Source organism: Leifsonia sp. LS1 (assembly GCF_020521355.1).
In the GTDB taxonomy this organism is placed as follows: Bacteria; Actinomycetota; Actinomycetes; order Actinomycetales; family Microbacteriaceae; genus Leifsonia.
Map to the genome: position 1 here is coordinate 57,946 of NZ_BPER01000005.1, position 23,524 is coordinate 81,469.

Genomic DNA, 23,524 nt, shown 5'->3' on the forward strand with positions numbered 1-23,524 from the left:
TCCCGTCTTGACGTGAAAGAAGCGGCAGTGGACAATCTGAAACATGTCTTTCAGATCGCCGGAGCGCCGCACCGTCACCGACCCGCGTGCCCTGCGCGCCCTCGCGCACCCGCTGCGGCTCGCGCTGCTCGATCACCTGATGGCGTTCGGCCCGCGCACCGCGAGCGAGTGCGCGGAGACCGTCGGCTCCACGGCCTCCAACTGCAGCTATCACCTTCGCTCCCTCGCCAAGTTCGGGCTGGTGGAGCCGGCGGAGGCCGACGACGGTCGCGAACGGCCGTGGCAGTCCACGGCCACCGGGCTCTCGTTCGGGCGCACCGACGACCCGGGCTTCCGGCTGGGCGCCGACACCGCGGAGCGCCTTCTCGCCGACCGGCAGATCGACGATCAGGCCGAACTGGCACACCGCGCTTTGGCGCAGCGGGACGATCAGCCGGAGGAGTGGCGCGACGCGAGCATGCTGTCCGGCTACGCGCTCCGCCTGACGCCCGCCGAGCTGAAGGAGCTCGGCACGAAGCTGGACGCCCTCATCCGGCCGTACATCGGGCTGACCCGCGCCGATCCGCCCGAGGGAAGCGACGTCGTCGCCTTGCACCTCGCAGCGTTCCGTCACCCGGACGCCTCATGACCTCCCGTGACCAGGCGACCTCGCCCGAGCAGTCGACCTCCCCGCGCCCTCCTGCCTCGCGGTCGCCGCTGCTCCGCCGCGACTATGCGCTGATCTGGTCGGCCGGCCTCGTCTCCGACACCGGCGACTGGCTGCTGATGATCGCGCTGCCGCTGTTCGCCTTCGCCGCGACCGGCTCCGCCCTCGGCGCGTCGACCGTCTTCCTCGTCGAACTCGTGCCGATGCTGCTGCTCGGCACCTTCCTGGGCGTGCTCGTCGACCGCTGGGACCGCCGCCGCACCATCATCGTCACGGCGCTGCTGCAGGCCGTCGCGCTGCTCCCGCTGCTCGCCGCCTCCGCCGACCGGATGTGGATCGTCTACACGGTCGCCGCGGTGGAGGCGTGTCTCGGCGCCGTGATCAACCCCGCGCGCCAGGCGCTCGTCCCGAGCCTCGTCGAGCCGGATCAGCTCGCCCGCGGCAATGCCCTCATCGCGGTGAGCGACAGCATCGCGCGTCTCGTCGGCTCCCCGCTCGGCGGGATCGCGTTCGCCGCGGGCGGCCTGCCGGGCGTCGTCGTCGCCGATGCGGCGACGTTCCTCGTCACGGCCGCGCTCGTCGCCTTCATGCGGCGCACGCCCCGCTCCCCACGCACGAACCCGGCCGCAGAGGAGGCCCCGGCGGCGGTCGAGCGCCGCCTGCTGCGCGAATGGCGGGAGGGGCTCGCCCTGATCGGCCGCTCCGGCACGCTGCGGACCCTCGCCGCCGTCACCGCGCTCGGGAGCGTCTCGCAGGGCCTCTTCCTGGTCCTCTTCATCGTCTACGTCACGCAAGACCTCGGCGCCGGGGATGCGGGAGTCGGCCTCCTGCGCGGCGTCCAGGCGATCGGCGGCGTGCTCGGCGGCCTCCTCTCCGGCATGCTGGTGCGACGGCTCGCCCCGCGGGCTCTGGTCGGGGCCGGCTACCTGGTGTTCGGTCTCCTCTCGCTGCTGACCTGGAACCTCGCGCCGTTCACGACCGTCCTCGGGGTCTATGCTGGGCTCTTCATCGCGATGGGCATCCCCGCGGTGGCGACGGCGACCGGCGAGATCACACTGGTCCAGACCGCGACGCCGCCGCACGCGCTCGGCCGGGTCATCGCCGCGATGACCACGGTCGCGGGCGCGGCTCAGGGCGTCGGCCTCCTGGCGGGCGGCCTCCTCGCCGAACGGTTCGACGTGGTCACGATCCTCGACGGACAGGCGGCGCTGTATCTGGCGTGCGGGGTGATCGCGCTGCTGGCGCTGCGACCCCCCACCCCCGTTTTGCCGCGAAACCCGCCCGGGATGCCGGGTGTTTCCGGTAATCGCACGTAGGGTGTCCGTGTGTGGCGACTGGATAGGAAGAACGAGGAGGACCTGGACGGGTCCCGCCTCGCGGACGACGACGCCCTGCACCCGGTCGCGAACTCGACCGCGCCGCACCAGCTGAGCCTGGGGGATCCGGGCCTGGTGGCCGGCAACATCGCCGACCCGGTGCGGAAGCGCTGGCAGGACGAGATCGCGTCCATCGGCGGCGTCTCCCCGCTCCTGCACTTCGAGGACAGCCCGCGGGCGCGCATCGAGCTGAGCACGACGCACCCGGGCGGACTCCCGCAGTTCATCACGGGCAAGAGCACCCTGCTCTCCAGTCTGATCCGCGACGAGCTCGCGCTGCGCACCGCGCGCGCCGCGGCGAACGCGATCACCACCAAGGGCATCGAGCTGCGCACCGTGCGCGGAATCGAGTCGGTGCATCTGGCGATCGGCCTGGCGCAGTGGCGGCACGGCGGCGATGAGCTGACCGCGCCCATCCTGCTGCGACCGCTGGCGATCCGCCGCTACGGCCGTGACTTCGAGCTGAAGCTGAAGGGGCAGCCCTTCCTCAACCCGGAGCTGTCTCGCGCCCTCGCCGAGCAGTTCCAGATCACCCTCGACGCGAACGCGTTCGTCGCCCTCGCGCTCACCAACGGCGTCTTCAAACCGCAGCCCGTGATCGACCGGCTGCGCGGCCTCACCTCGCATCTGCCCTGGTTCAACGTGCAGCCCCGCCTCGTGGTGTCGTCCTTCGCCGACGTCGCCCCCGCCCTGCGAGCGGAGGCCGAGGATCTCGACACGACCCTGCTCAATGCGCTCGCGGGCAACCCGTCCGCGCGGACGACGATCGAGAGCGCCTTCAACCCGGTGGAGCACATCCCCCAGGACGAGCGGCCGCCGGCCACCGACACGCTCCTGCTCGACGCCGACGAGGAGCAGGAGGCCGTGGTCGAGCAGATCGCGGCAGGCAACTCCCTCGTCGTCAAGACCCTCCCCGGAACGGGAGGGACCCAGACGGTCGTCAACGCGATCGGCGCCCTCGTCTCCCAGCACAAGCGCGTGCTGGTGGTCAGCCCGCGCCGGTCGAGCCTCGACGACATCGCGCAGCGCCTCACCCGCGTCGGCCTCCCGGGCCTCGCCGTGACGCCGCGCACGCTGCGCCGCGACCTCATCCAGTCCATCGGCCGCAACGAGAAGGCGACGCAGCCGCGTGTCACCGACGTGGACGAGGCACTCGTGCGCCTCCGCAAGGTGCTACTCGACTACCGCTCGGCGCTCGGCCGCCGCGACCCCGTGCTCAAGGTCTCGGTGCTCGACGCCCTGCGCGAGCTCTCCCGTCTCTCCCTGCTCCCGTCGCCGCCGTCGACCACCGCCCGGCTCGGCCGCACGTCCATCGAAGCGCTCGCGGTCGACCGCGACGCGTCGGCGGACGCCCTGATCCGTGCCGCGCGACTCGGGGAGTTCCGCTATGGTCCCGACGACTCGCCCTGGTACGGCGCGTCGTTCACGACCACGGAGGAGGGCAAGGCCGCCCACGACCTCGCCAAGAAGCTCAACCGCGCCGAGCTGCCGCGCCTGATCGACCGCGCTGGCGCGCTCATCGGCCAGACGCGGATGCGTCCGTTCGAGTCGATCGCCGAGCTCGGCGTGTACCTGCGGCTGCTGCTCGACATCCGCGAGACCCTCGACCGCTTCACACCGGCCGTGTTCGACCGCTCGCTCGCCGAGCTCATCGCCGCGACCGCGTCGCGCCGGGAGTCGGCCACGATGACAGGCGCCAACCGCCGTCGGCTGCGCAAGCTGGCGCTCGAGTACGTGCGCCCCGGCGTGCATGTCACCGACCTCAACGAGAGCCTGCGCCGCATCCAGCAGCAGCGCATCCTGTGGAACCGCTTCGCCGTCGCCGGCGTCGTTCCCGAGGTCCCGGTGGGCATCGCCGACGTGCAGGTCGCCTACCAGCGCGTCGCGGAAGACCTCGCCCGCCTGGACATCCCGCTGCGCCGCACCGGCGCGCCGCAGTCGCTGGCCGCCCTGCCGATCGAGGTGCTCACGCGCCAGATCGCTGGGCTCGCGGCCGAGTCGGAGGTGCTCGCCAACCTCCAGGAGCGCACCGCCCTCCTGGGACAGCTGCGCGACCTGGACCTCGACCCGCTCATCCAGGACCTGTCGGTGCGCCACGTGCCCGAGTCGCAGGTCAGCGCCGAGCTGGAGCTCGCCTGGTGGCAGTCGGTGCTGGAGTCGCTGCTCGCCGCCGACCGTGCCCTCCTGAACGCCAACACCGGTGTGCTCGACCGTCTGGAAGCCGACTTCCGTCTCGTCGACGAGGCGCACGCCTCCGCCACGGGCAAGCAGCTCGCCTGGCTGATGGCCGAGACCTGGAAGATCGGCATCGTCGACTGGCCGGACGAGGCCACGGCGCTCAAGCGGCTGCTGAAGGCCGGACACCCCACCGCGTCCGCCCTCGAGGCGGCGGCGCCGCACCTGTCGCGGCCGCTGGCGCCGGTGTGGCTGATCTCGCCGTACGAGGTGCCCGAGCTCGGACCCGACCTCGCCTTCGACACCGTGGTGCTGGTGGACGCCGGCGCCTCCACGCTCGCCGAGAACATCCCGGTGCTGCGTCGCGCCAAGCAGCTGGTCGCGTTCGGCGACCCCGTCACGCAGACGCCGTCGCGCTTCGACATCGGGGTGCACGAGTACGGCACGTCCTTCGATGGCGTCCCCGACGACGTCGACGCGATGCACGCCGACTCCGCCCTGGCCCGTCTCGCCGAGCTGTTGCCGGTCTACACGCTCAAGCGCAGCTACCGCGCCGGAGGCGAAGACCTCGCGGAGCTCGTCAACCGTCGTTTCTACGGCGGCATGATCGACTCGCTGCCCTGGGCGGGCACCTACCTCGGCCACGGCAGCCTCGCCTTGCACTACGTCTCCGGCGGTCAGGGCATGCCCGACAGCGACACGGGAGCGGTGGAGAGCACGGACGCGGAAGTCGCGAAGGTCGTCGAGCTGGTGCTCCAGCACGCGATCGAGCGCCCGCGCGAGTCGCTGATGGTCATCTCGGCGAGCGATCGGCACGCCGTCCGGGTCAACCAGGCGGTGCTGGCGGCCTTCGCCAAGCGCACCGACCTCGCCGACTTCATCCTGGGCGACCGCGCCGAGCCGTTCTCGGTCGTCACGCTCGACCAGTCCGTCGGGCAGAGCCGCGACCGCGTGATCTTCTCGATCGGCTACGGACGCACCCCGCACGGGCGCCTGCTCTCGAACTTCGGCGCCCTCGCCGAGCCGGGCGGCGACCGCCTTCTCGCCATCGGCATGACGCGCGCCCGCCGCGGGATGGACATCGTGTCCTGCTTCTCGCCCGACGACATCGACGAGACCCGCATGCGGCACGGCATCGCCGCGCTCGCGCAGGTGCTGGGGGAGGCCGACCAGCTCCAGGCCGCGGCGCCCGAGCACCTCAGCCCCGACGCGGACCCGATGATCATCGATCTCGCCAAGCGCCTCGCCCGGCGCGGCCTCGACGTGCACCTGGGCTATCGCGGCAAGCTCACCCTCATCGCTTCGCACGAGGGCCGGGCGGTCGTCGTCGAGACCGACGAGGACGTCCACTCCGGCAGCCTGCGCGAATCGCTCCGCCTGCGCCCCGATGTGCTCCGCCGCCTCGGCTGGCACTACCTCCGCGTGCACAGCTTCGAGCTCTTCGCGGACCCGGACGCCGTCGCATCCCGCATCGCCCGCCTCATCGGCGCGGCTGAGCCCGGGACCGAGACGGCCCCGATCACGCTCCCGGCCTAGGCCGGCCGCCGAGACGGCGGACTCTGCGCCGTCTCGCGTGTTCTGCGTGCACTTCGCGCCGTCTCGCGGCCGTGGCGGCGGCTACGCTGGAGGGATGAACGAGCCCCGTCCCGAGCGTCGGCACCGGCGGGTGCAGCGCCCCGGCGCACCCGGAGCCGACCCGACTCCGCAGGTGCGGAACGAGGGAGCGGGGGAGGACTCGGACCATGTGCCGTCGTTCGGGTCGAACGACGAGCAGCTGCGGCGGGACGTCCCGCCGCACTACTGACGCGGAGCCCGTGCAGTCAGGCCCCCGGGTCGCATAGGACAGCGAGCGGTCAGGCCTGCGGGTCGGAGTGCTTGCCGGTGGCCTGCGGCGGCGCCTGCTGCGTCTGCAGGAGGTCGCGGATCTCGGTGAGCAGGTCGAGCTCGGTGATGGGCGCGTCGGGCTCGACGACGCCCTTCTTGCGGAGGCGCTCGGCGCGCTCCTTGACCAGGTTGAGCGGGTAGACGAAGACGAAGTAGACGACCGCGGCGACGATCACGAAGCTGATGATCGCGCCGACGACGGCCCCGAACTTGATCGTCGCGTCGCCGACGGGGACGTCGAGCGCATTGTCCAGTGTGTCGGCCTTGAAGATGGCGCTGATCAGCGGGTTGAAGATGTTGCCGACGATGGAGTTGACGACGGCCGTGAACGCGGCGCCGATGACCACGGCGACGGCCAGATCGATCACGTTCCCGCGGAGGATGAACTCTTTGAAGCCTTTGATCATGGTCGGTCCTTTCGCCAGGGGTGGTGCACAGGTCGCGCGGAGCCTAGGAGGAGGAGCCGCTGGAGGACGACGAGCCGCCGCCGGTCGACGAGCCGCCGCCGGTCGACGAGCCGCCGCCGGTCGACGAGCCTCCCGACACTCCCGAACTCTTCGTACCACGCGAATCCGTCCGGTAGAAGCCGGAGCCGTTGAACGTGACGCCGACGGCGCCGAACACCTTGCGCAGGTTCCCGCCGCAGTTCGGGCACACCGTCAGGGCGTCGTCGGTGAAGGCCTGCTGGATGTCGAAGGCGTGGCCGCAGTCACGGCAGGCGTAGGAGTAGGTGGGCATGAGGCTCCGTTGAGTACAGGTGCGTCCGAGTGCGGGTGCGTCAGGTGAACTGGACGATGCGGGTCGGGGTGACGACTCCGTCGACCGGCTGGTCGTGCCGCTCGCGCGGCACCTCGTCCACCAGCTCGCCGTCGAACAGGACGGCGTACACCGGGGGACATTTTTCCATGCTGCCGAGCGTCTTGTCGAAATAGCCGCGTCCCCAGCCCAATCGCATACCCGAGGCGTCGACCGCGGCGGCCGGCACGATGATGAGGTCGACGTCGTTGATGGCGATCGGGCCGAGCAGCTCTCCGACGGCTTCGGGCATCCCGAACAGGCCCTCCGTCTCGGTCTCGCCGTCGCCCGTGGTCCAGTCGAGGAGTCCGTCCGCGCGGGAGATCGGCAGCAGCACCCGCAGCCCCTGCGCGTGCGCCCAGTTGAGGAAGGGGCGGGTGTCCGGCTCGATCGTGGTGGAGAGGAAGCAGGCGACCGATCGCGCGTTCAGGTCGGTGGTCAGGTCGACGAGGTGCCGGGTGAGACCGGCCGTCGCTGCGGCCCGTTCGGTGGTCGTGAGGTTCTGTCGTCGCTCCCGCAGTTCCGCGCGCAGGGCGCGTTTGCGATGGGCGGCAGTGTCAGAGTCCATGGCGCAATCCTAGAAGATGGGGCCGTGACGCCGGAGGAAATGCGGATACTGTAGGCGGCATGGCTAACCACGTCACCAAAGCAGTCATCCCCGCGGCCGGTCTCGGCACCCGATTCCTGCCCGCCACCAAGGCGATGCCGAAGGAGATGCTCCCGGTCGTCGACAAGCCGGCCATCCAGTACGTGGTCGAGGAGGCGGTCGACGCCGGCCTCCACGACGTCCTGATGATCACGGGCCGCAACAAGAACGCGCTCGAGAACCACTTCGACCGCAACGCCGAGCTGGAGGACACGCTCAAGGCGAAGGGCGACACGGACCGTCTCGAGAAGGTCAACTACTCGACCGCCCTCGCCGACATGCACTACGTGCGCCAGGGCGACCCGAAGGGCCTCGGCCACGCCGTGCTGCGCGCCAAGATGCACGTCGGCCGCGAGCCGTTCGCCGTGCTCCTCGGCGACGACATCATCGACTCCCGCGACCCGCTCCTCAAGCGCATGCTCGAGGTGCAGCACGAGCACAACACCACGGTCGTCGCCCTGATGGAGGTCGACCCCGACAGCATCCACCTGTACGGCGCCGCCGCCGTCGAGGAGACGGACCAGGACGACGTCGTCCGCATCACCGGCCTCGTGGAGAAGCCGAACAAGGAGGACGCGCCCTCCAACTACGCCATCATCGGCCGATACATCCTCCGCCCCGAGGTCTTCGACGTGCTGGAGCGCACCGAGCCGGGCCGCGGCAACGAGATCCAGCTGACCGACGCGCTGCAGTCGATGGCCCACGCCCCCGACTGGACCGGAGGGGTCTACGGCGTCGTGTTCCGCGGGCGCCGCTACGACACCGGCGATCGTCTCGACTACATCAAGGCGATCGTGCAGCTCGCCTCCGACCGCGAGGACCTCGGCCCCGAGCTGCGCCCGTGGCTGCGCGACTTCGCGAAGGGGCTGGACGACGCCCCCGAGGAGGTCGTCGAGGAGATGCCCGCCGAGCCCGTGGGCGAGCCGACGGCCTGAGGGCGACGCCCCTCCCGTCATCCGCCCTCGAACGCAACTGAACAGTAGCCCGCACGAAGGAGATGCCCGTGGCGATCGTCGTCCCCACGCTCGGTGAGGGGCCGGTGGGGTTGCGCCCCATCCGCCTGCGCGACGCGCGCGCGCTCGAGCGGTCCCTGCTCGACAACCGCGGCTGGCTGCGGCAGTGGGAGGCGACCAGCCCCTACTCGCCGGGGTCGTTCGACACCCGGGCGAGCATCCGTTCCCTGCTCGCCAACGCGCGCGCCGGGCACGGGCTGCCCTTCATCGTCGAGTACGAGGGTGCGCTCGCCGGACAGCTCAACGTGTCGTCGATCGCGTACGGCTCCCTGTCGAGCGCGACGATCGGCTACTGGGTGGCGGAGGAGTTCGCCGGTCGCGACGTGACGCCGACGGCCGTCGCCCTCGCCACCGACTACTGCTTCTACCAGCTGGGCCTGCACCGGATGGAGATCTGCATCCGCCCGGAGAACAAGCCGAGCCTGCGCGTGGTGCAGAAGCTCGGCTTCCGCTACGAGGGCCTCCGTCGTCGGTACATCCACATCAACGGCGATTGGCGGGACCACTTCTGCTTCGGGCTCGTCTCGGAGGAGCTGACGCAGGGCGTGCTGCGGCGCTGGCGCGACGGCGCGGTGCCTCCGGATGCGGCGACCGTCACCGCCGAGGACCTCGCGGCGGCGGCACTCCCGCTGCCGATCGCCCGGATTCGCTGAGACACGCCCGGCCCGCTGCCCCGCCCGCACGCCCGCGGCCCCCTAGCGTAGAGACATGAACGGGGATGTGATGGGCGGAGGGGTGGTCGTCGCCATCGCGGCGGTCCTCTGGCTGGCCTATCTGATCCCGGTCTGGCTCCGACGCCGCGAGTATCTCGCCACCGAGCGCAACGCCGTACGACTGCAGCAGACCCTCCGCATCCTCGCGGAGACGAGCGAGCTGCCCGACGAGGTCCGCATGGAGGCCACGGCCCGCACGGTCGCGGAGCAGCAGCGCGTGCTGCGCCGGGCCGAGCAGCGCCAGCTCGTCGAGGCACGCGCCGAGGCAGCGGCCCACGCGCGTCGCGAGCAGGCGATCGCCGAGGAGCGCCGGCTCGCCGCCGAGGAGGCCGAGCGCGCCGCCGAGGCTGCGATCGCCGTCGAGCGCGCCTCCCGCGCCGCCGCCGCCCAGCGCGCCCGCGCCATCGCGGCCGAGAGCAGCCGCCCGATGCTCTCGCCGCAGCGCCGTCGCCGTCTCCGTCGCGCCCGCGCGCTCAGCACCCTCGTGCTCGTCGTCGGCGTGATCGGCGTCGTCGTGGGCACCGGTGTCATGCTGTCCACCGGGGCCTGGCTGGTTCCCGCGCTGTCGGCCGCGGTCTCCGTCGCCGCGCTCGGGATGCTGGGGCGCCTCGCGCACCCGCAGGAGGCTCCCGCCGCTCCCGCGCGCGCCGTCACCATCCCGGCCGCACCGGCTCTCTACGACGACGCTCAGCACGACGAGCTGCCGGTCCAGGAGCGTCTGCGCCAGAGCTGGACACCGCGGCCCCTCCCGAAGCCTCTCCACCTCTCGCCCGGGACCATCGCCGCAGCGGCGATGGCGTCGGTCGACGCCGCCACCGAGCTGCGGCGCTCCGCAGCGCGCGCCGAGTTCGACCGCAAGGCCTCCGAGCTCGCGCCGGTCGCGCCGCCGGTGCCACTGCGCCCCGCCGCGGTGACGGAGGAGGTTCCGGCCTCCTCCGTGCAGGCGGTCGCCCCGGTTCGACCGATCCCCGAGCCCGTCCCGAGCCGCTACGCGAGCATGGGCATCGTCGATCCCGCGTCCGACGGAGCGATCGATCTCGACGCGGTGCTCCGCCGGCGCCGCGCGGCGAGCTGAGCGGCGCTCGATTTCGGCTCGGAGCGGATGGGATGCTAGGCTTTCAGAGCAGTTCCCCGGGGCTATGGCGCAGTTGGTAGCGCGCTTCGTTCGCATCGAAGAGGTCAGGAGTTCGAATCTCCTTAGCTCCACCAGAACACCGCAGAAGGGCCGCTCGCCAGAGCGGCCCTTCTGCGTGGGAGCCCGATACGCCATGCTGGAGCAGACGGCGATCCGGGAGAGGGCTCGATGAAGACCGACTTCGTGAAGACGCTCGACCGGTATCGGGCGCAGGCGGGCACGTTCCGCATCATCGAGGTCCCGCCGCAGCGTTACCTCATGATCGACGGCCAGGGCGACCCGAACACGTCCGCGGCGTACGCGGATGCCGTGGCGACGCTCTACCCGGTGGCCTACGCGCTGAAGTTCGCGAGCAAGGACGGCCTCGACCGCGACTACGTCGTCCCGCCGCTCGAAGCGCTCTGGTGGGCCGAGTCGATGGCCGCGTTCACGTCCTCCCGCGACAAATCCGCCTGGGACTGGACGGTGATGATCCTGGTGCCGGACTGGATCACGGACGACCTCGTCGACGCCGCCCGCGCCACAGCCGCCGCCAGGAAGGCTCCCGCGCTCGACCTCCTGCGGGTGGAGGAGCTGGACGAGGGGACCTGCGTGCAGACCCTCCACCTCGGCCCCTACGACGACGAGGCGGCGACCCTCGAACGGATGCACGACACGTTCATCCCGGAGTCCGGCCTCCGGATGACGGGGAAGCACCACGAGGTCTACCTCAGCGACGCCCGACGCGTCGCACCCGAGAAGCTGCGGACGCTGCTGCGGCAACCCGTGCTGCGGGGCTGAGGACGCCGCGGGGCGTCCGAGCGAACGAGGTCAGTCGCCGAGCGTCAGCGCGACGGCCGTCCACGACACGGGCGGGAGCGTCACGGTGATCAGCCCGTCCTCGACCGACGCGGACGGGTTGGGCCGGAGGGCGACGCGCGCCGGATCGGCGGGGGAGTTCGTGGCATTCGGATCCGCGTCGTGGAGCATCGCGGTCTCCCGTATCGCGCTGACCCCGAGGCTCCGGGCGTCGATCGTGGCGACGATCGGCTCGGTCAGGCTGCGATTGACGAGGAAGACCGCGGCGCTCCCGGACTCCTCGTCCAGCGTGGCCACCGCGTCCACCACCGCCGCGTCGCCGTAGACCGCGGTCTCGTAGGTGGCGCAGGTGACCGTCGGGCGCAGAACGACCCCGCGAGCGAGCCGACTCGTCGTCGCGAACGGGAAGAACGTGGTCTGCCGCCAGGCGATACCGCCCGGTTCGGTCCGGATGGGGGCGATGACGTTGACCAGCTGCGCGAGACTGGCCGACGTCACCCGGTCGGTGTTGCCGAGGAGGGTGATGAGCAGGTTGCCGAGCACGACGGCATCCGCCACGGAGTAGACGTCCTCCAGGAGGTGCGGCGCGAACTCCCAGGTGTCCGACACGTCGGTGAGCGACTGGTGCTCGTCGAGATACCAGATGTTCCACTCGTCGAACGAGACGTCGATGGTCTTCGAGCTCCGCCGCCGCCGCTTGACCTGATCGGCCGTCGTCGTGACCGTGTCGATGAAGAACTGCATGTCGAGCGACGAGGCGAGGAAGGACCCGAGATCACCGCCGCGCTCCTGGTAGTAGGCGTGGCAGCTGATGTAGTCCACGTGGTCGTACGCCCGCTCCAGCACCACCCGCTCCCACTCTCCGAACGTGGGCATGGCCGAGCCGGACGAGCCGCAGACGACGAGCTCGAGGTCTTTGTCGGCCATCTTCATCGCGGATGCCGTGCGCGCGGCGAGGGCACCGTACTCCTCGGCCGTCAGATGGCCGAGCTGCCACGGGCCGTCCATCTCGTTGCCGAGACACCACATGCGGATGTCGTACGGCTCGACGGCGCCGTTGGCGGCACGGAGGTCGCTGAGCGCCGTCTCCGCGGGCTGGTTCGCGTACTCCAGGAGGTCGAGGGCCTCGGCGATCCCGCGGGTGCCGAGGTTGACGGCCATCATCAGCTCCGAACCCGTCGCGGCGCACCAGCGCGCGAACTCGTCGATCCCGACCTGGTTCGACTCGAGGGAATGCCACGCGAGATCGCGCCGGACAGGGCGCGTCTCGCGAGGGCCGATCCCGTCCTCCCACCGGTAGCCCGAGACGAAGTTGCCTCCGGGGTAGCGGACGGTCGTCACGCCGAGCTCCTTCACGAGCGCGATCACGTCGCGGCGGAAGCCGTCCGCATCCGCATCGGGGTGGCTCGGTTCGTAGAGCCCGTCGTAGACGCAGCGACCCAGATGCTCGACGAACGAGCCGAACAGGCGGCGGGGGACGGGGGCGACGACCGCGCTGCGGTCCAGTGTGACCTGGGCGTGAGAGACCAACTGCCATCCTTCATCCGGCCGGGCGGCACGAGCTCCGGCGGGTCGGCAGGCGGCTCGCGCCGGCGCCTCGGCGTCTGTGCACGAACCGCCAGTGTCACAGCACGCGGGTCGTCTGTCCATCATTTTCGAAAACGTTTTCCGGGGTTTTTGAAAATTGTTGCAACACGCTGCAAATGCCGCTAGCGTGCGGCTCGCACCACCCTTCCTGTCAGAACTCTCAGACAAACGCGAGGCATTCAACGATGAAGAGACCCCCGAAACGGCGTGCGTTCGCCCTCGCCGCGGCAGTGGCCGCGGCTCTGGTGAGCAGTACCCTGTCCCTCCCCGCTCAGGCGGCCACCGTCGAGGAAGCACCGACCACCGTGCTCTTCTCCAACTTCGAGCAGGGGCGGATCGCTCCGTGGAGCGCCTATGGCTCCGGTGTCGCCGTCGCGGCCTACAACGCGGTGCGGCTCAGCCACGAGACGAGCCTCCGGGTCACCGGCCGCACGGCGAGCTCGCACGGCGTGGGAACACCCATCGGCACGCTCCTGCGGGCGGGCGAGCGCTACACCGCCAGCGTCTGGGCGCGCCTGGACGCCGGTGCGAGCCCGTCGCGCATGAGGATCGACGTCGTCGAGGACGGGGGCGCCGTCGTCCCCGTCGCGACAGCTCAGACGGTCACGGCCGACGGCTGGACCCGCCTGAGCGGCGACTACATCCGGGCCGGCGCCGTGACCGGCGGGACGCTCGTGATCGCGGCCGAGGATCCCACGGTGACGTTCCTGCTCGACGACCCGCTCATCACGGCCTATCGCGCCGGGGGGACCGTCATCGACGGCACCGCCCCGCTCAAGGACGCGCTGCCCTTCCCGATCGGGGCGGCGACGTACCAGCGTTTCACCACCGGTCAGCCCGGCGATGTCCTCACGCGGCACTTCAACCAGGTGACCCCGGAGAACTACATGAAGCCGGAGGCGTGGTACACCGCGGACAAGAGCTTCGTCGCCGCGAACCCCGAAGCGGATGCGCTCATGGACTGGGCCCGGCGGACCGACGGCCGCGTCTACGGCCACGTCCTCGTGTGGCACAGCCAGGTCCCGGCGTGGTTCTTCCGCACCGACGCGGGAGTCGCCCTCACCTCGTCCGCCGACGACCAGCAGATCCTGCGCGAGCGGATGCGCGCGCACATCTACGGCGTGGCCGGCTACTTCGCGGACAAGTACGGACCGTTCGGCTCCGCAGGCAACCCGCTCACCGCCTTCGATGTCGTCAACGAGGTCATCGCCGATTCCGCGGCGACGGCGAGCAACGGGATGCGAACGAGCAACTGGTACAACATCCTGGGCGAGACGTTCGTCGACGATGCCTTCCGCTTCGCGGACGAGGCCTTCAACGATGTGTACGCGGACCCCGCCGCGACACGTCCGGTGAAGCTGTTCATCAACGAGTACGGCACCGAGGGCGGCGATGGCGCGTCGACCAAGCTCCGCCGCTATCACGACCTGGTCGAGCGACTCCTGCAGCGAGGAGTGCCCGTCGACGGCGTCGGGCACCAGTTCCACGTCAGCCTCAGCACCCCCGTCGCCAACCTGGACACCGCCCTCACCGCCTTCGAGACGATGCCGGTGGTGCAAGCGGTCACCGAGTTCGACGTGGCGACCGGGTACCCGGCCACCGAGCGCCTCCTCGTCCGTCAGGGCGCGTTCGTGAAGCGGGCGTTCGACATCTTCCGGCAGCACGACCGGGTGAAAGACCTCTACTCGGTGACCGTCTGGGGCCTCGCCGACCTGGGCTCCTGGCGATACTACGAGGGCGCTCCGCTGCTCTTCGACGACTACTACAACGCGAAGTGGGCGTACGTCGGGGCGCGGGGCGGCGAGATCCCCGCGGAGCCGAAAGCCATGAACGTGTACGGGGGCGACGTCGCGCTCGACCACCGGGCGACCTCCAGCCCCGTCTGGGCCCAGCTCGCGCCCACGGCGCTGGCGGACGGCACCTCTTTCGCCCTGCGCTGGAGCGCCGATCATCTGACGGTGAAGGTGGTCTCCGCCGATCGCACGCCCGAGGCCGCCGACGGGATCGATGTCACCCTCGATGGGCGCGTCTACACCTACGGGCGGGACGGGTCGGGTGACGTCGAAGGCGTCCGCAAGGAGACCGCGACCGGTTGGGAGGCCGTGCTCCGCATCCCCGCGTCGGCACTGGCGTCGGGAGGCACCCCGAAGTTCAACATCGTCGTCACCGACGGCGGCGCCGCTCACGGGTGGAACCCCGGCGGCATCGACGGAGATCTGGCGCTGCTCGACGACCTCCAGAGCGTCGACGTGCTGAAGGCGCCCTCCGCCCCGGCGATCGACGGCGTCGTCGACGAGCTCTGGGAGCCCGCCAACGCGGTGTCGACGGACAAGGCCGTGACAGGAACGGGAACCGCCACTGCACGGGTGCGCACCCTCTGGTCGGGCGACGGCGACACGCTGTTCGTCCTCGCCGAGGTCGCCGATCCCGTCATCGACACGAGCGCGTCCGCCGCACACGAGAAGGACTCGGTCGAGCTGTTCGTGGACCTCGGGAACCGCAAGGCCGGTGCGTACACCTCCGACGACATGCAACTGCGGATCAATGCCGCGGGGGCCGAGAGCTTCGGCTCGGGCGACGCGGCCGCGCAGGCCGCCCGCGTCGACTCGGCGGTGACGGTGGTCGGCGGCGGCTACGTCGTCGAGGCGGCGATCGCCCTTCTCGGAAAGGGCGGACCGGGCGCGACCATCGGCTTCGAGGCTCAGGTGAACGATGCGAACGGCGGGCGTCGGGTCGGCGTCCGCAACTGGGCGGACAGCAGCGGCGCGAGCTGGAACAACACCACCCGCTGGGGCGTGGCCCGCCTCGTCGAGCAGACCGAGACGGCCGACGCCGCGATCGTCCCCGCTGCGCCGTCGGTCGAGGCCGGGTCCACGGTGGACGTCACGGTGTCCGGCTTCACCACGGGGGACGTCGTCGACGTGTGGCTCGAGCCGGCTCCCGCGCCCGGCGAGCGGGCGAGCGTCGCCGCCGCGGCCGCCATCGCCGGGCCGACCGCGAACTCCGGGGGGCTGCTCGGCAGCGTGGCGATCGGCGACGACGGCTCGGGCGCGGCGACGCTGACCGTGCCGCAGGCCACGCTCGCCGGGGACTACCTCCTCGAGGCGCGGCTGGGCGACACGACCGCGGCCACGGCCTCGCTCGCCGTGGTGGCCCCGGCGGCCGGCGGCGTACCGGGGGCGGTCGGCACCGACACGGCGGCCACCGCATCCGGTGACCTCGCCGCGACGGGGTCGACGAGCGCGGCCGGCTACGCCGTCGCCGCTCTCGTGGGGCTCGCCCTGCTGGTCGCCGGGGGGATCGTCCTGCGGAGGCGCCGCGCGATCTGACCGGCGATGATCGACGCGGGGGCGCGCCGGTGCTGCGGCATCGGCGCGCCCCTCGCGTCCAGCCCGTTCCGGACGCAGAGTCACACCTCCCGGACGACCGATCAGGTGGGCGCTCCACGGTGCCGTGAGCATGGAGTCATGACCGCCAGCGACACCGTTCCGACCTCCCCGACCGCCGCGATCCCGCTGCCGGGAACACCCGGCGGTCAGACCGCCCGCTGGGCCGGCGTCGTCGCGCTGCTCGTGGGAGTGTTCGTCCTGGTGACCAGTGAGTTCCTGCCCGCCAGCCTCCTGCCCGCCATGGCGGCGGAGTTCGGGGTGACGGAGGGGGTCGCCGGGCAGGTGGTGACGGCGACCGCTCTCGTGGGCGTCGTGGCCGGTCCCGCGACGGCGCTGGTGTTCCCGCGCCTCGATCGGAAGAGGCTCCTCCTGGGCCTGCTCGCGCTGGCGCTCGCGGCGAACCTGGTGACGGCGATCGCTCCGGCGTTCTGGATGGTCGTGGTCGCGCGTGTCGCGCTCGGGCTGGCCATCTCGGGAACCTGGTCGATGGCGCTCGCGGTCTCGGCCCATCTCGTCCCCGCGCGGCACCTCGGCCGGGCGATGATGGTCGTCAACACCGGCGTCTCCGCGGCCACCGTCGCGGCGGTCCCGCTCGGCGCCCTCATCAGCTCGGTCGCCGGGTGGCGGGTCGTGTTCTTCGCCGTCGCCGGGGCGACCGCGGTCGCGATCGTGGTCATGGCGCTGGCCATGCCGTCGGTGCCGGCCGCCGCGGGGACCGGGCTGCGCGCGCTCGTCGCGACCGTGCGCTCCAGGGCGATGATCGTGGGTCTCGTCGGGGTGCTCCTCATCGTCGCCGGCCACTTCGCGAGCTTCACCTACATCCGTCCCGCTGCCGAACAGGTACCGGGACTCGGTGCGACCGGGATCGTCGCGCTGCTCGCGGTCTACGGTGTCGGCGGTCTTCTGGGCAACCTGATCACGGGAAGCGTGGTCGACAAGCGCCTGGCCACGACGCTGGTGGTGCTGCCCACTGTTCTCGGCGCGGCGGTGATCGCGTTCTCGTTCGCGTCCGGCTCGGTGCTGCTCGCGTTCGCGGCGGCCGCGATCTGGGGCATGGCGTTCGGCGGGGTGCCGACCATGGCGCAGACCTGGTCGGCCCGGGTCGAGCCCGAACGGATGGAGAGCGCCGGTGGGCTTACGGTCGCGACGTTCCAACTGGCGATCTCCACGGGTGCCGTGGTCGGCGGCGTGCTGATCGACGCCACGACGGTCTCGGTGGTGTTCGTGGCCGGCGGCGTCTCGGCCGTACTCGGCGGACTGCTGCTCGCCTCTACCCGCCGCTGGTTCGGCCGCCGCGCCGCCTGACCGGCCCCGCCTCGGCCCACCTCCCGCAGAGGGGTCGCATTCTGCCGCAAAGCGCGCGGCTTTCCGGCAGAATGCGACCCCTCTGGCCGTACGGAGCGCGGCGGCGAGGCTCAGGCTCTGCGCCAGGCGGACGGGGTGGAGCCGGTGTGCCGCCGGAACGCGCGGCTGAAGGCGGCCTCCGAGCCGTACCCCAGCGACAGGGCGGCCTGGGCGACGCTCACGCGGCCGTCGGACAGGAGCGATTTGGCCCGCTCCATCCGCACCCGGAGCAGGTAGCGCGCGGGCGGCTCACCGACGACGGCGTGGAAGCGTTCGGCGAACGCCGAACGCGACGTGCTCGCGACGCGGGCGAGCCGCTCCAGTGTCCACGCGCTCCCCGGGTCGTCGCGGATGGCTGCGACGGCGCGCGCGATGTGCGGATCGCTCGCGGGAAGGAGCCAGCCGTCCGGGGCGCAGCCGTTCTCGACCCACGCCCGCACCGCCGCCGCCGCGAGCACGCTCACGAGCCGCCCGGCGAAGGCGCACGAGGCCGGGCGCGCGCTCGCCACCTCGGCCAGCAGAGCCTCGGCGAGCGCGTTGAGGTGCGCATCCCGCCGCAGCAGCTGGCACGCGATCAGCGCGTCGGGCAGAGAGCGGGCCAGAGGGTGCTCGGTGCCGGAGGCCAGTCGCAGTGAGCCGGCGACGACCTCCGCGCCGGACGTGGCGTGGATCCGGTAGGCGGTCGGCCGGGTGCGCAGGACGAAGTCCCCGCCGTGCAGCAGGGTGCTCTCCCCGTCGGTCCGCAGCTCGATCTCGCCGCTCATCACCAGGAAGAAGGGCACCTCGATCACCCGGCCGGAGATCGTCTCGCCGTCCAGCAGCTCGTGCCGCGCGAAATCGACGAGCGTCCAGTCCAGGGCGGCGAGCATCTGCTCGAGCAGCCGGGCCGTGTCTTCGGTGAGCTCGCGGGAGGCCGCGGCGGCCGGGACGGAGGCGACGGCGGGAGGGGCGTCCGATTCGATGATGCTCACGAAGAGCGCAACCGCGGGGGACGGGACGGGATTCCCACACCGCCGAGCCGCACCTCGATCGACCTGTGGCATCACACCACGAGGAGCACCGCCAGCCCGAGCATGAGCACCGCGATCCCGGCGTCCAGGATGCGCCAGGCGATCGGCCGGGCGAAGAGCGGTGCGGCGACGCGGGCGCCGAACCCGAGCACGCTGAACCACAGCAGGCTCGCCGTCGCGGCGCCCGCGCCGAAAACCCAGCGGCCGGGATCCCCGTGATCGGCCGACAGGGAGCCGAGAAGCAGCACCGTGTCGAGGTACACGTGCGGGTTGAGCCAGGTGATCGCCAGGCACATCCCGAGCGTCGCGAGCAGAGACGGCGAAACTCCCGAGGCCGCGGTGAGCGTCGACGGCTTCAGTGCGCGCCGGGCGGCGAACACCGCGTACCCGAGCAGGAAGGCGAACCCGGCCCAGCGGACGATCCCGAGCGCGAGCGGCGCAGCTTTCACCAGCGCACCGATCCCCGCCACCCCGGCGGCGATCAGGACGGCGTCGCTGAGCACGCAGAGCGCCACGACCGGGAGCACCTGCTCCCGGCGCAGGCCCTGGCGCAGGACGAAGGCGTTCTGCGCGCCGATGGCGACGATGAGTGAGGCGCCGGAGCCGAGGCCGGTCAGGAAGATAGCGAGCACGTCTCGACGATAGGGAGCGCCGCGCGTTCAGTACAGCTTGGGTTCCTTACGACGCATTAGCATCACTGTTCATGGACGTGAACGCCGAGCACCTCCGGACCCTGGCCGCCGTGATCGACCACGGCACGTTCGAGCGCGCCGCGCTGGCTCTTCACATGACGCCCTCGGCGGTCAGCCAGCGGATGAAGGCGCTCGAAGAGCGGGCCGGCCGCGTGCTCGTGCGCCGGAGCAAACCGATCGCGCCCACCGACGCCGGGCGCGTGCTGCTGCGCCTCGCCCGCCAGGTCGCCCTGCTGGAGGAGGAGGCCGCCGCGGAGCTGGGCGGAATCGACGGGTCCACGCCCGCGATCCCGCTCGTCGTCAATGCCGACTCCCTGGCCACCTGGGTGCTCCCCGCCCTCGCGAGCCTCCCGCACTTGGTCTTCGAGGTCGGCCTGGACGACCAGGAGCACACCCTCGACCGGCTGCGCGACGGCACGGCGATGGCGGCGATCGGCTCGGATGCCGACCCGGTGCAGGGATGCACGGTGTCGCCGCTCGGGGCGATGGTCTACCGCCCCGTCGCCAGCCCCGCCTTCGTCGCGCGCTGGGCGGCGGAGGGCTGGACCCCGGAGGCCGCGGGCGTCGCGCCCATGCTCGTCTACGACCGCAAGGACGCCCTCCAGGACCGCTACCTCGCGCGATTCGCGCCGCGCGCGCGCCCGCCACGGCAATACATCCCCGCGTCGACCGAGTTCGTGCGCGCGGCCGAGCTGGGGCTCGGCTGGGGGATGCTGCCCGACCTCCAGATCGTGACGCACCTCGCCGAGGGCCGGCTCGTCGTGCTCGACGACGCCGGTGCCGAGTCGGTCATGCTCCACTGGCACCAGTGGTCGATGCGCTCGGACACGCTCGCGGCGGTCGCCGACGCCATCCGGGAGCACGCGGCGGCCGCCCTGCAGCCGCCACGCCGCTCCTGACCGGCTGCGCCCGACGCGCAGCGCCCGCCGGCTAGAGCGTCGCCAGCACCAGGTCGAGCGCGTCGGCGAAGCGGTCGGCGCTCTCCCGCGTGATGCACAGCGGCGGCTTGATCTTGAGCACGTTCTTGTAGTCGCCCGTGGGCTGCACGATCGCGCCCTCGGCCAGCATGCGATCGCACACGAGGGTCGCCTCCGCGGTCGCCGGGATCATCTCCGCCCGGTCGAGCACGAGCTCGACGCCGAGGTACAGGCCCATCCCGTGCACCGCACCCACGAGCGGGTGGCGGTCGCCGAGCTCCCGCAAGCGGGCGGCGAGGTGATCCCCGACCTCGACCGCGTTCTCCTGCAGGCGCTCGTCGCGCATCACATCGAGCACGGTGAGCCCGACCACGGAGCTGACCGGGCTGCCGCCTGCGGACGAGAAGAACGACCCCTCGGCGGCGAACGACTCCGCGATCTCCCTGGTCGTGATGACGGCCCCGAGGGGCTGGCCGTTGCCGACCGCCTTGGCGATCGTGATGATGTCCGGCGTCACCCCCTGCTGCTGCGAGCCCCAGAAGTAGTGCCCGAGCCTCCCGAAGCCCACCTGCACCTCGTCGGCGATGCAGACGCCGCCGCGGGCGCGGATCCGCTCGTAGACGCCGGCCAGGTAGCCGTCGGGGAGCATGAGACCGCCGGCGTTGCCGAACACCGGCTCGGCGATGTAGCCCGCGACATCGATCCCCTCCGCCTCGAGCGCGGCGAGGTCGTCGTCGAGATCGGCGAGGTAGGCTCCCGCCGAGTCCGGACCGCGGTGGATGCCGCGCAGCGCGTTGGGGGCGGCGACCAGCTTCACCCAGTCGGGCCGGGTCTCCAGGGCGCGCGGGTTGTCGCCGAGCGAGGACGAGACGGAGTCGGAGCCGACCGTCCAGCCGTGGTAAGCCTCCTTCACCGCCAGCACGGTGCGGCGACCGGTGTGGGTCTGCGCGAGGCGGAGGGCGAGGTCGACCGCCTCGCTGCCCGAGTTGACGAGGAAGACGGTGTCGAGGCCTTCCGGTGCGAGCTCCGCCAGTCGCTCGGTGTAGCGCGAGAGCTCCTCGTAGTGGAACCGCGAGTTCGTATTGAGACGCGCCCACTGGTCGCGCACCGCCTCGACCAGACGCGGGTGACCGTGGCCGATCTGCGTCACGTTGTTCACCATGTCGAGGTAGCTCTGCGCGCGCGTGTCGAAGAGGTGGTGGCGCCAGCCGCGCTCGATGAGCGGCGGGTGTGCGAAGTAGTGCTCCTGCACGCGGGCGAAGGTGTCGTCGCGGCGGGCGAGCGCGCCGGCCGGGTCCGGGATGGTCGCCGTCACGTCGAGCCCGAACAGCTCGGACGGATCGGGGGAGACGGCAGTCCAGAGCGCGAACGGCGCGGCCGGCGTGACGAAGGCGGGCGGGCGGTGGCCGCGGGTTCGGCTCAACTGCGCCGTAAGGCGGACGGCGGAGCCGATCTCGTCGCCTGCCGCCACGGCGGCGGTCGTGAGCGGGCGGGCGAGCCCGTCCAGCCACAGCTCGATCCCGTCGCCGCGGAGGAGCCAGGCGCCCTCGACGAGGGCGAGCTCGCCGGCGAACGGCGCGAGCACGGCGACGCCCGCGGGCGCTTCCAGCGTCACCCCGAGCGCGATGGTGGCGGTCGATCCGGTGCGATCGCGCACTGCACGGGTGAGGCGGGCCTCCCCGTAGCGGGTGATCGCGTGACCGGCGTCGCGGCACACCCGGGCGAGAGCGTCGTCCTCTGCGGAGTCCTGCGTCCACGCCCCGGCATCCTGGTCGCGGCCGAGCACCGAGAGGTCGGCCAGGTTGCGCGGCTCACTGTCGAGGGCGACGAGCCTGCCCACCTCGGGCGACACCGCGGGCGCGCTCAGGCGGTGCCGGAGGAGGGCCTCCATCTCGTCGGCGTCGATGCGGCGCGCGACGTCGAACGCGAGCCACTCGTGCGCGCGGTTCTCGTCCGCGTACGCGTTGTCGCCGTCGAGGGCGACCTGCTGCTCGCCGCTCACGACGAGCACGGCCCCGCGCAGCACGACGAGCGGCCACAGCGCGGCGAGGTCGGCGTCGTCGAGCGGCGAGTGCTCGTGGAACGCCTCCACCACGTCGAGCACGGCGGCGAAGGGTTCCTCGGGCACATGATGCAGCACGCTCGTGACCGTGGCGGCGAGCTCACCGGCCAGCCATCCGTCCGCGACGTCGCCGAAGTCGATGACGCCCGGGCCGGTGGCACCGAGCACGATGTTGTCGTCGGTCACGTCGCCGTGCGTGGCCTGCACGCGGAGGCGCGAGCGCAGCGGCTCCAGGCGCGCGAGTGCAGCGTCGGCGGCGGCCCGCACCACGCGCCGCTTCGCCGGCTGCCCGACGTGCTCCAGGAGGAGGTCGACCACCTCACCGCCGATGCGCGCGTCCCATTGGGTGGTGCGGTCGAGCCCGGGGTGCTCCAGTCCGGCGAGACCGGCGGCGATGCCTCCCGCCAGCGCTCCCAGCGTGCGCAGCTGCTCGCTGGTCGGGCGGGCGACGTCGGTCAGCGGATCGCCGTCGAGGAAGCTGAGCACGCGGGCGTGCAGCTCGACCCCGCGCACGTCGACGGGCTCCAGCTCGCCGCCTCCCGTCGCGGACACGACAGACGGCACGCGGATTCCCGACCCGGCCAGCACGCTCAGCGCCGCGTTCTGCGCGAGCAGCTCGTCGGCCGAGAAGACAGGGTTGGCGATCTTGAGCACGAAGCGGCTCTCGCCGGTGTCGATGAGGAAGTTGCGGTCCTGCTGGCTTCCCAGCTCGGTGACCGCACCGCTCAGCCCGAAGCGCTCTGCGGCGATGGCACGCGCGTCGTCGGGGGTGATGTCCGGGCGGGGAAGGGAGGGCTGCTCGAGGAAGTCGAAGTTCGGCACAGGGGCTCCAGGGCTCGTCGGCGGGCTGTGTCCAGTCTAGTGAGCGTGGCCCTCCCGGGCGCTGCGAAGATCCTCGCCGTCCGCCGTCCGGCACCCAGGCAACGCACGGGGTGCGACGCGTAGCATCGACGCGTGAAATCCTGGAGGACGGCGGTCATGGCATTCGCCATCGATGCCGCCCTCGTGCTGGTCTTCGTGCTCGTCGGGCGCCGCAGTCACGGCGAGTCCGCGAGCGTCGTGGGCCTGTTCACGACCCTCTGGCCGTTCCTCGTGGCCCTCGTCGCCGGATGGCTCGTGACCTGGGCGTGGCGCCGGCCGCTGGCGATCGTCTGGCCGGGCATCCCCATCTGGCTGATGACGGTGGCGCTCGGGATGCTCATCCGGACCTCCGCAGGCCAGGGCGTCCAGCCGAGCTTCATCGCCGTCGCGTTCGTCGTGCTCGGCGTCTTCCTCGTGGGCTGGCGGCTCGTGGCGCTCCCGTTCGTGCGCCGCCGCGCCGTCCGTCGCGCCTGAGGCCCCT

The 23,524-nt window shown here is 71.8% G+C and carries 19 protein-coding genes and 1 tRNA gene; 13 read left to right on the top strand and 7 right to left on the bottom strand.

From position 1 onward, the window contains the following. Positions 1 to 43 precede the first annotated feature (43 nt). From LLS1_RS10475 to LLS1_RS10490, 4 genes are all read left to right on the top strand, one after another. Entirely contained in the window at positions 44 to 628 is a 585-nt protein-coding gene (locus LLS1_RS10475) for a helix-turn-helix transcriptional regulator (RefSeq protein WP_226655349.1), read from the top strand. Beyond that, positions 625 to 1,962 (top strand): MFS transporter, encoded by a 1,338-nt coding sequence (locus tag LLS1_RS10480; RefSeq protein WP_226655351.1) that lies wholly within the window; start codon positions 625 to 627, stop codon positions 1,960 to 1,962. The genes LLS1_RS10475 and LLS1_RS10480 overlap by 4 nt, the downstream gene beginning before the upstream one ends. A 9-nt stretch (positions 1,963 to 1,971) precedes the next feature. Continuing rightward, the gene (locus tag LLS1_RS10485; protein ID WP_226655353.1) at positions 1,972 to 5,733 is read left to right on the top strand and encodes an AAA family ATPase; all 3,762 of its coding nucleotides are present in this window, start codon (positions 1,972 to 1,974) and stop codon (positions 5,731 to 5,733) included. A 94-nt stretch (positions 5,734 to 5,827) separates the two neighbouring features. Further along, entirely contained in the window at positions 5,828 to 6,001 is a 174-nt protein-coding gene (locus LLS1_RS10490) for a hypothetical protein (protein ID WP_226655354.1), read from the top strand. A gap of 49 nt (positions 6,002 to 6,050) precedes the next feature. Here the strand turns inward: LLS1_RS10490 and mscL are convergent, their stop codons facing one another. Genes mscL through LLS1_RS10505 form a run of 3 tightly spaced genes read right to left on the bottom strand, consistent with a single transcriptional unit; the run spans position 6,051 to position 7,444 of the window. After that, a complete protein-coding gene (gene mscL / locus LLS1_RS10495) occupies positions 6,051 to 6,488 on the bottom strand; it encodes a large conductance mechanosensitive channel protein MscL (protein WP_223357615.1) in 438 nt (145 codons plus the stop codon). 43 nt (positions 6,489 to 6,531) lie between these two features. Continuing rightward, positions 6,532 to 6,819, bottom strand: a complete 288-nt coding sequence (locus tag LLS1_RS10500; RefSeq protein ID WP_226655355.1) for an FmdB family zinc ribbon protein — start codon at positions 6,817 to 6,819, stop codon at positions 6,532 to 6,534. Positions 6,820 to 6,859: 40 nt separating this feature from the next. Then, positions 6,860 to 7,444, bottom strand: coding sequence for a 5-formyltetrahydrofolate cyclo-ligase (locus tag LLS1_RS10505; protein ID WP_223357613.1), 585 nt, complete (start codon positions 7,442 to 7,444; stop codon positions 6,860 to 6,862). A gap of 59 nt (positions 7,445 to 7,503) precedes the next feature. On the opposite strand from LLS1_RS10505, the gene galU reads away from it, so the two are divergent. The 5 genes from galU (at position 7,504) to LLS1_RS10530 (ending at position 11,163) form a co-directional block, all read left to right on the top strand. After that, positions 7,504 to 8,457 (top strand): UTP--glucose-1-phosphate uridylyltransferase GalU, encoded by a 954-nt coding sequence (gene galU / locus LLS1_RS10510; RefSeq protein ID WP_226655357.1) that lies wholly within the window; start codon positions 7,504 to 7,506, stop codon positions 8,455 to 8,457. A 62-nt stretch (positions 8,458 to 8,519) separates the two neighbouring features. Next, positions 8,520 to 9,188, top strand: coding sequence for a GNAT family N-acetyltransferase (locus LLS1_RS10515; protein WP_226655359.1), 669 nt, complete (start codon positions 8,520 to 8,522; stop codon positions 9,186 to 9,188). 55 nt (positions 9,189 to 9,243) lie between these two features. Further along, on the top strand, positions 9,244 to 10,323 hold the full coding sequence (locus tag LLS1_RS10520) for a hypothetical protein (protein ID WP_226655361.1): 1,080 nt from the start codon (positions 9,244 to 9,246) through the stop codon (positions 10,321 to 10,323). 58 nt (positions 10,324 to 10,381) lie between these two features. Then, positions 10,382 to 10,457 (top strand) — tRNA-Ala (locus LLS1_RS10525). Between the two features lie 94 nt (positions 10,458 to 10,551). After that, positions 10,552 to 11,163: a GyrI-like domain-containing protein gene (locus LLS1_RS10530; RefSeq protein WP_226655363.1), complete on the top strand. Its 612-nt coding sequence runs from the start codon at positions 10,552 to 10,554 to the stop codon at positions 11,161 to 11,163. A 30-nt stretch (positions 11,164 to 11,193) separates the two neighbouring features. Here LLS1_RS10530 and LLS1_RS10535 read toward each other — a convergent pair whose 3' ends face one another. Beyond that, positions 11,194 to 12,711, bottom strand: coding sequence for an alpha-N-arabinofuranosidase (locus LLS1_RS10535; RefSeq protein WP_226655364.1), 1,518 nt, complete (start codon positions 12,709 to 12,711; stop codon positions 11,194 to 11,196). A gap of 242 nt (positions 12,712 to 12,953) precedes the next feature. On the opposite strand from LLS1_RS10535, the gene LLS1_RS10540 reads away from it, so the two are divergent. Both LLS1_RS10540 and LLS1_RS10545 read left to right on the top strand, forming a co-directional pair. Next, positions 12,954 to 16,097, top strand: coding sequence for an endo-1,4-beta-xylanase (locus LLS1_RS10540; protein WP_226655366.1), 3,144 nt, complete (start codon positions 12,954 to 12,956; stop codon positions 16,095 to 16,097). Positions 16,098 to 16,235: 138 nt separating this feature from the next. Further along, a complete protein-coding gene (locus tag LLS1_RS10545) occupies positions 16,236 to 17,462 on the top strand; it encodes an MFS transporter (protein WP_226655368.1) in 1,227 nt (408 codons plus the stop codon). Between the two features lie 110 nt (positions 17,463 to 17,572). Here the strand turns inward: LLS1_RS10545 and LLS1_RS10550 are convergent, their stop codons facing one another. Together LLS1_RS10550 and LLS1_RS10555 are read right to left on the bottom strand one after the other, a co-directional pair. After that, positions 17,573 to 18,472 carry an AraC family transcriptional regulator gene (locus LLS1_RS10550; protein WP_226655370.1) on the bottom strand — a complete coding sequence of 300 codons (900 nt, stop codon included), beginning with the start codon at positions 18,470 to 18,472 and terminating at the stop codon, positions 17,573 to 17,575. A gap of 71 nt (positions 18,473 to 18,543) precedes the next feature. After that, complete coding sequence (locus tag LLS1_RS10555; RefSeq protein ID WP_226655372.1) at positions 18,544 to 19,143, bottom strand: LysE/ArgO family amino acid transporter; 600 nt, start codon at positions 19,141 to 19,143, stop codon at positions 18,544 to 18,546. Positions 19,144 to 19,214: 71 nt separating this feature from the next. Here LLS1_RS10555 and LLS1_RS10560 point away from each other — a divergent pair, with 71 nt between their 5' ends. Continuing rightward, the gene (locus LLS1_RS10560) at positions 19,215 to 20,102 is read left to right on the top strand and encodes a LysR family transcriptional regulator ArgP (RefSeq protein ID WP_223357603.1); all 888 of its coding nucleotides are present in this window, start codon (positions 19,215 to 19,217) and stop codon (positions 20,100 to 20,102) included. Positions 20,103 to 20,133: 31 nt separating this feature from the next. Here LLS1_RS10560 and LLS1_RS10565 read toward each other — a convergent pair whose 3' ends face one another. Beyond that, a complete protein-coding gene (locus tag LLS1_RS10565) occupies positions 20,134 to 23,004 on the bottom strand; it encodes an aminotransferase (protein ID WP_226655374.1) in 2,871 nt (956 codons plus the stop codon). A gap of 132 nt (positions 23,005 to 23,136) precedes the next feature. On the opposite strand from LLS1_RS10565, the gene LLS1_RS10570 reads away from it, so the two are divergent. After that, positions 23,137 to 23,517: a DUF3054 domain-containing protein gene (locus LLS1_RS10570; protein ID WP_374758259.1), complete on the top strand. Its 381-nt coding sequence runs from the start codon at positions 23,137 to 23,139 to the stop codon at positions 23,515 to 23,517. Positions 23,518 to 23,524 lie beyond the last annotated feature (7 nt).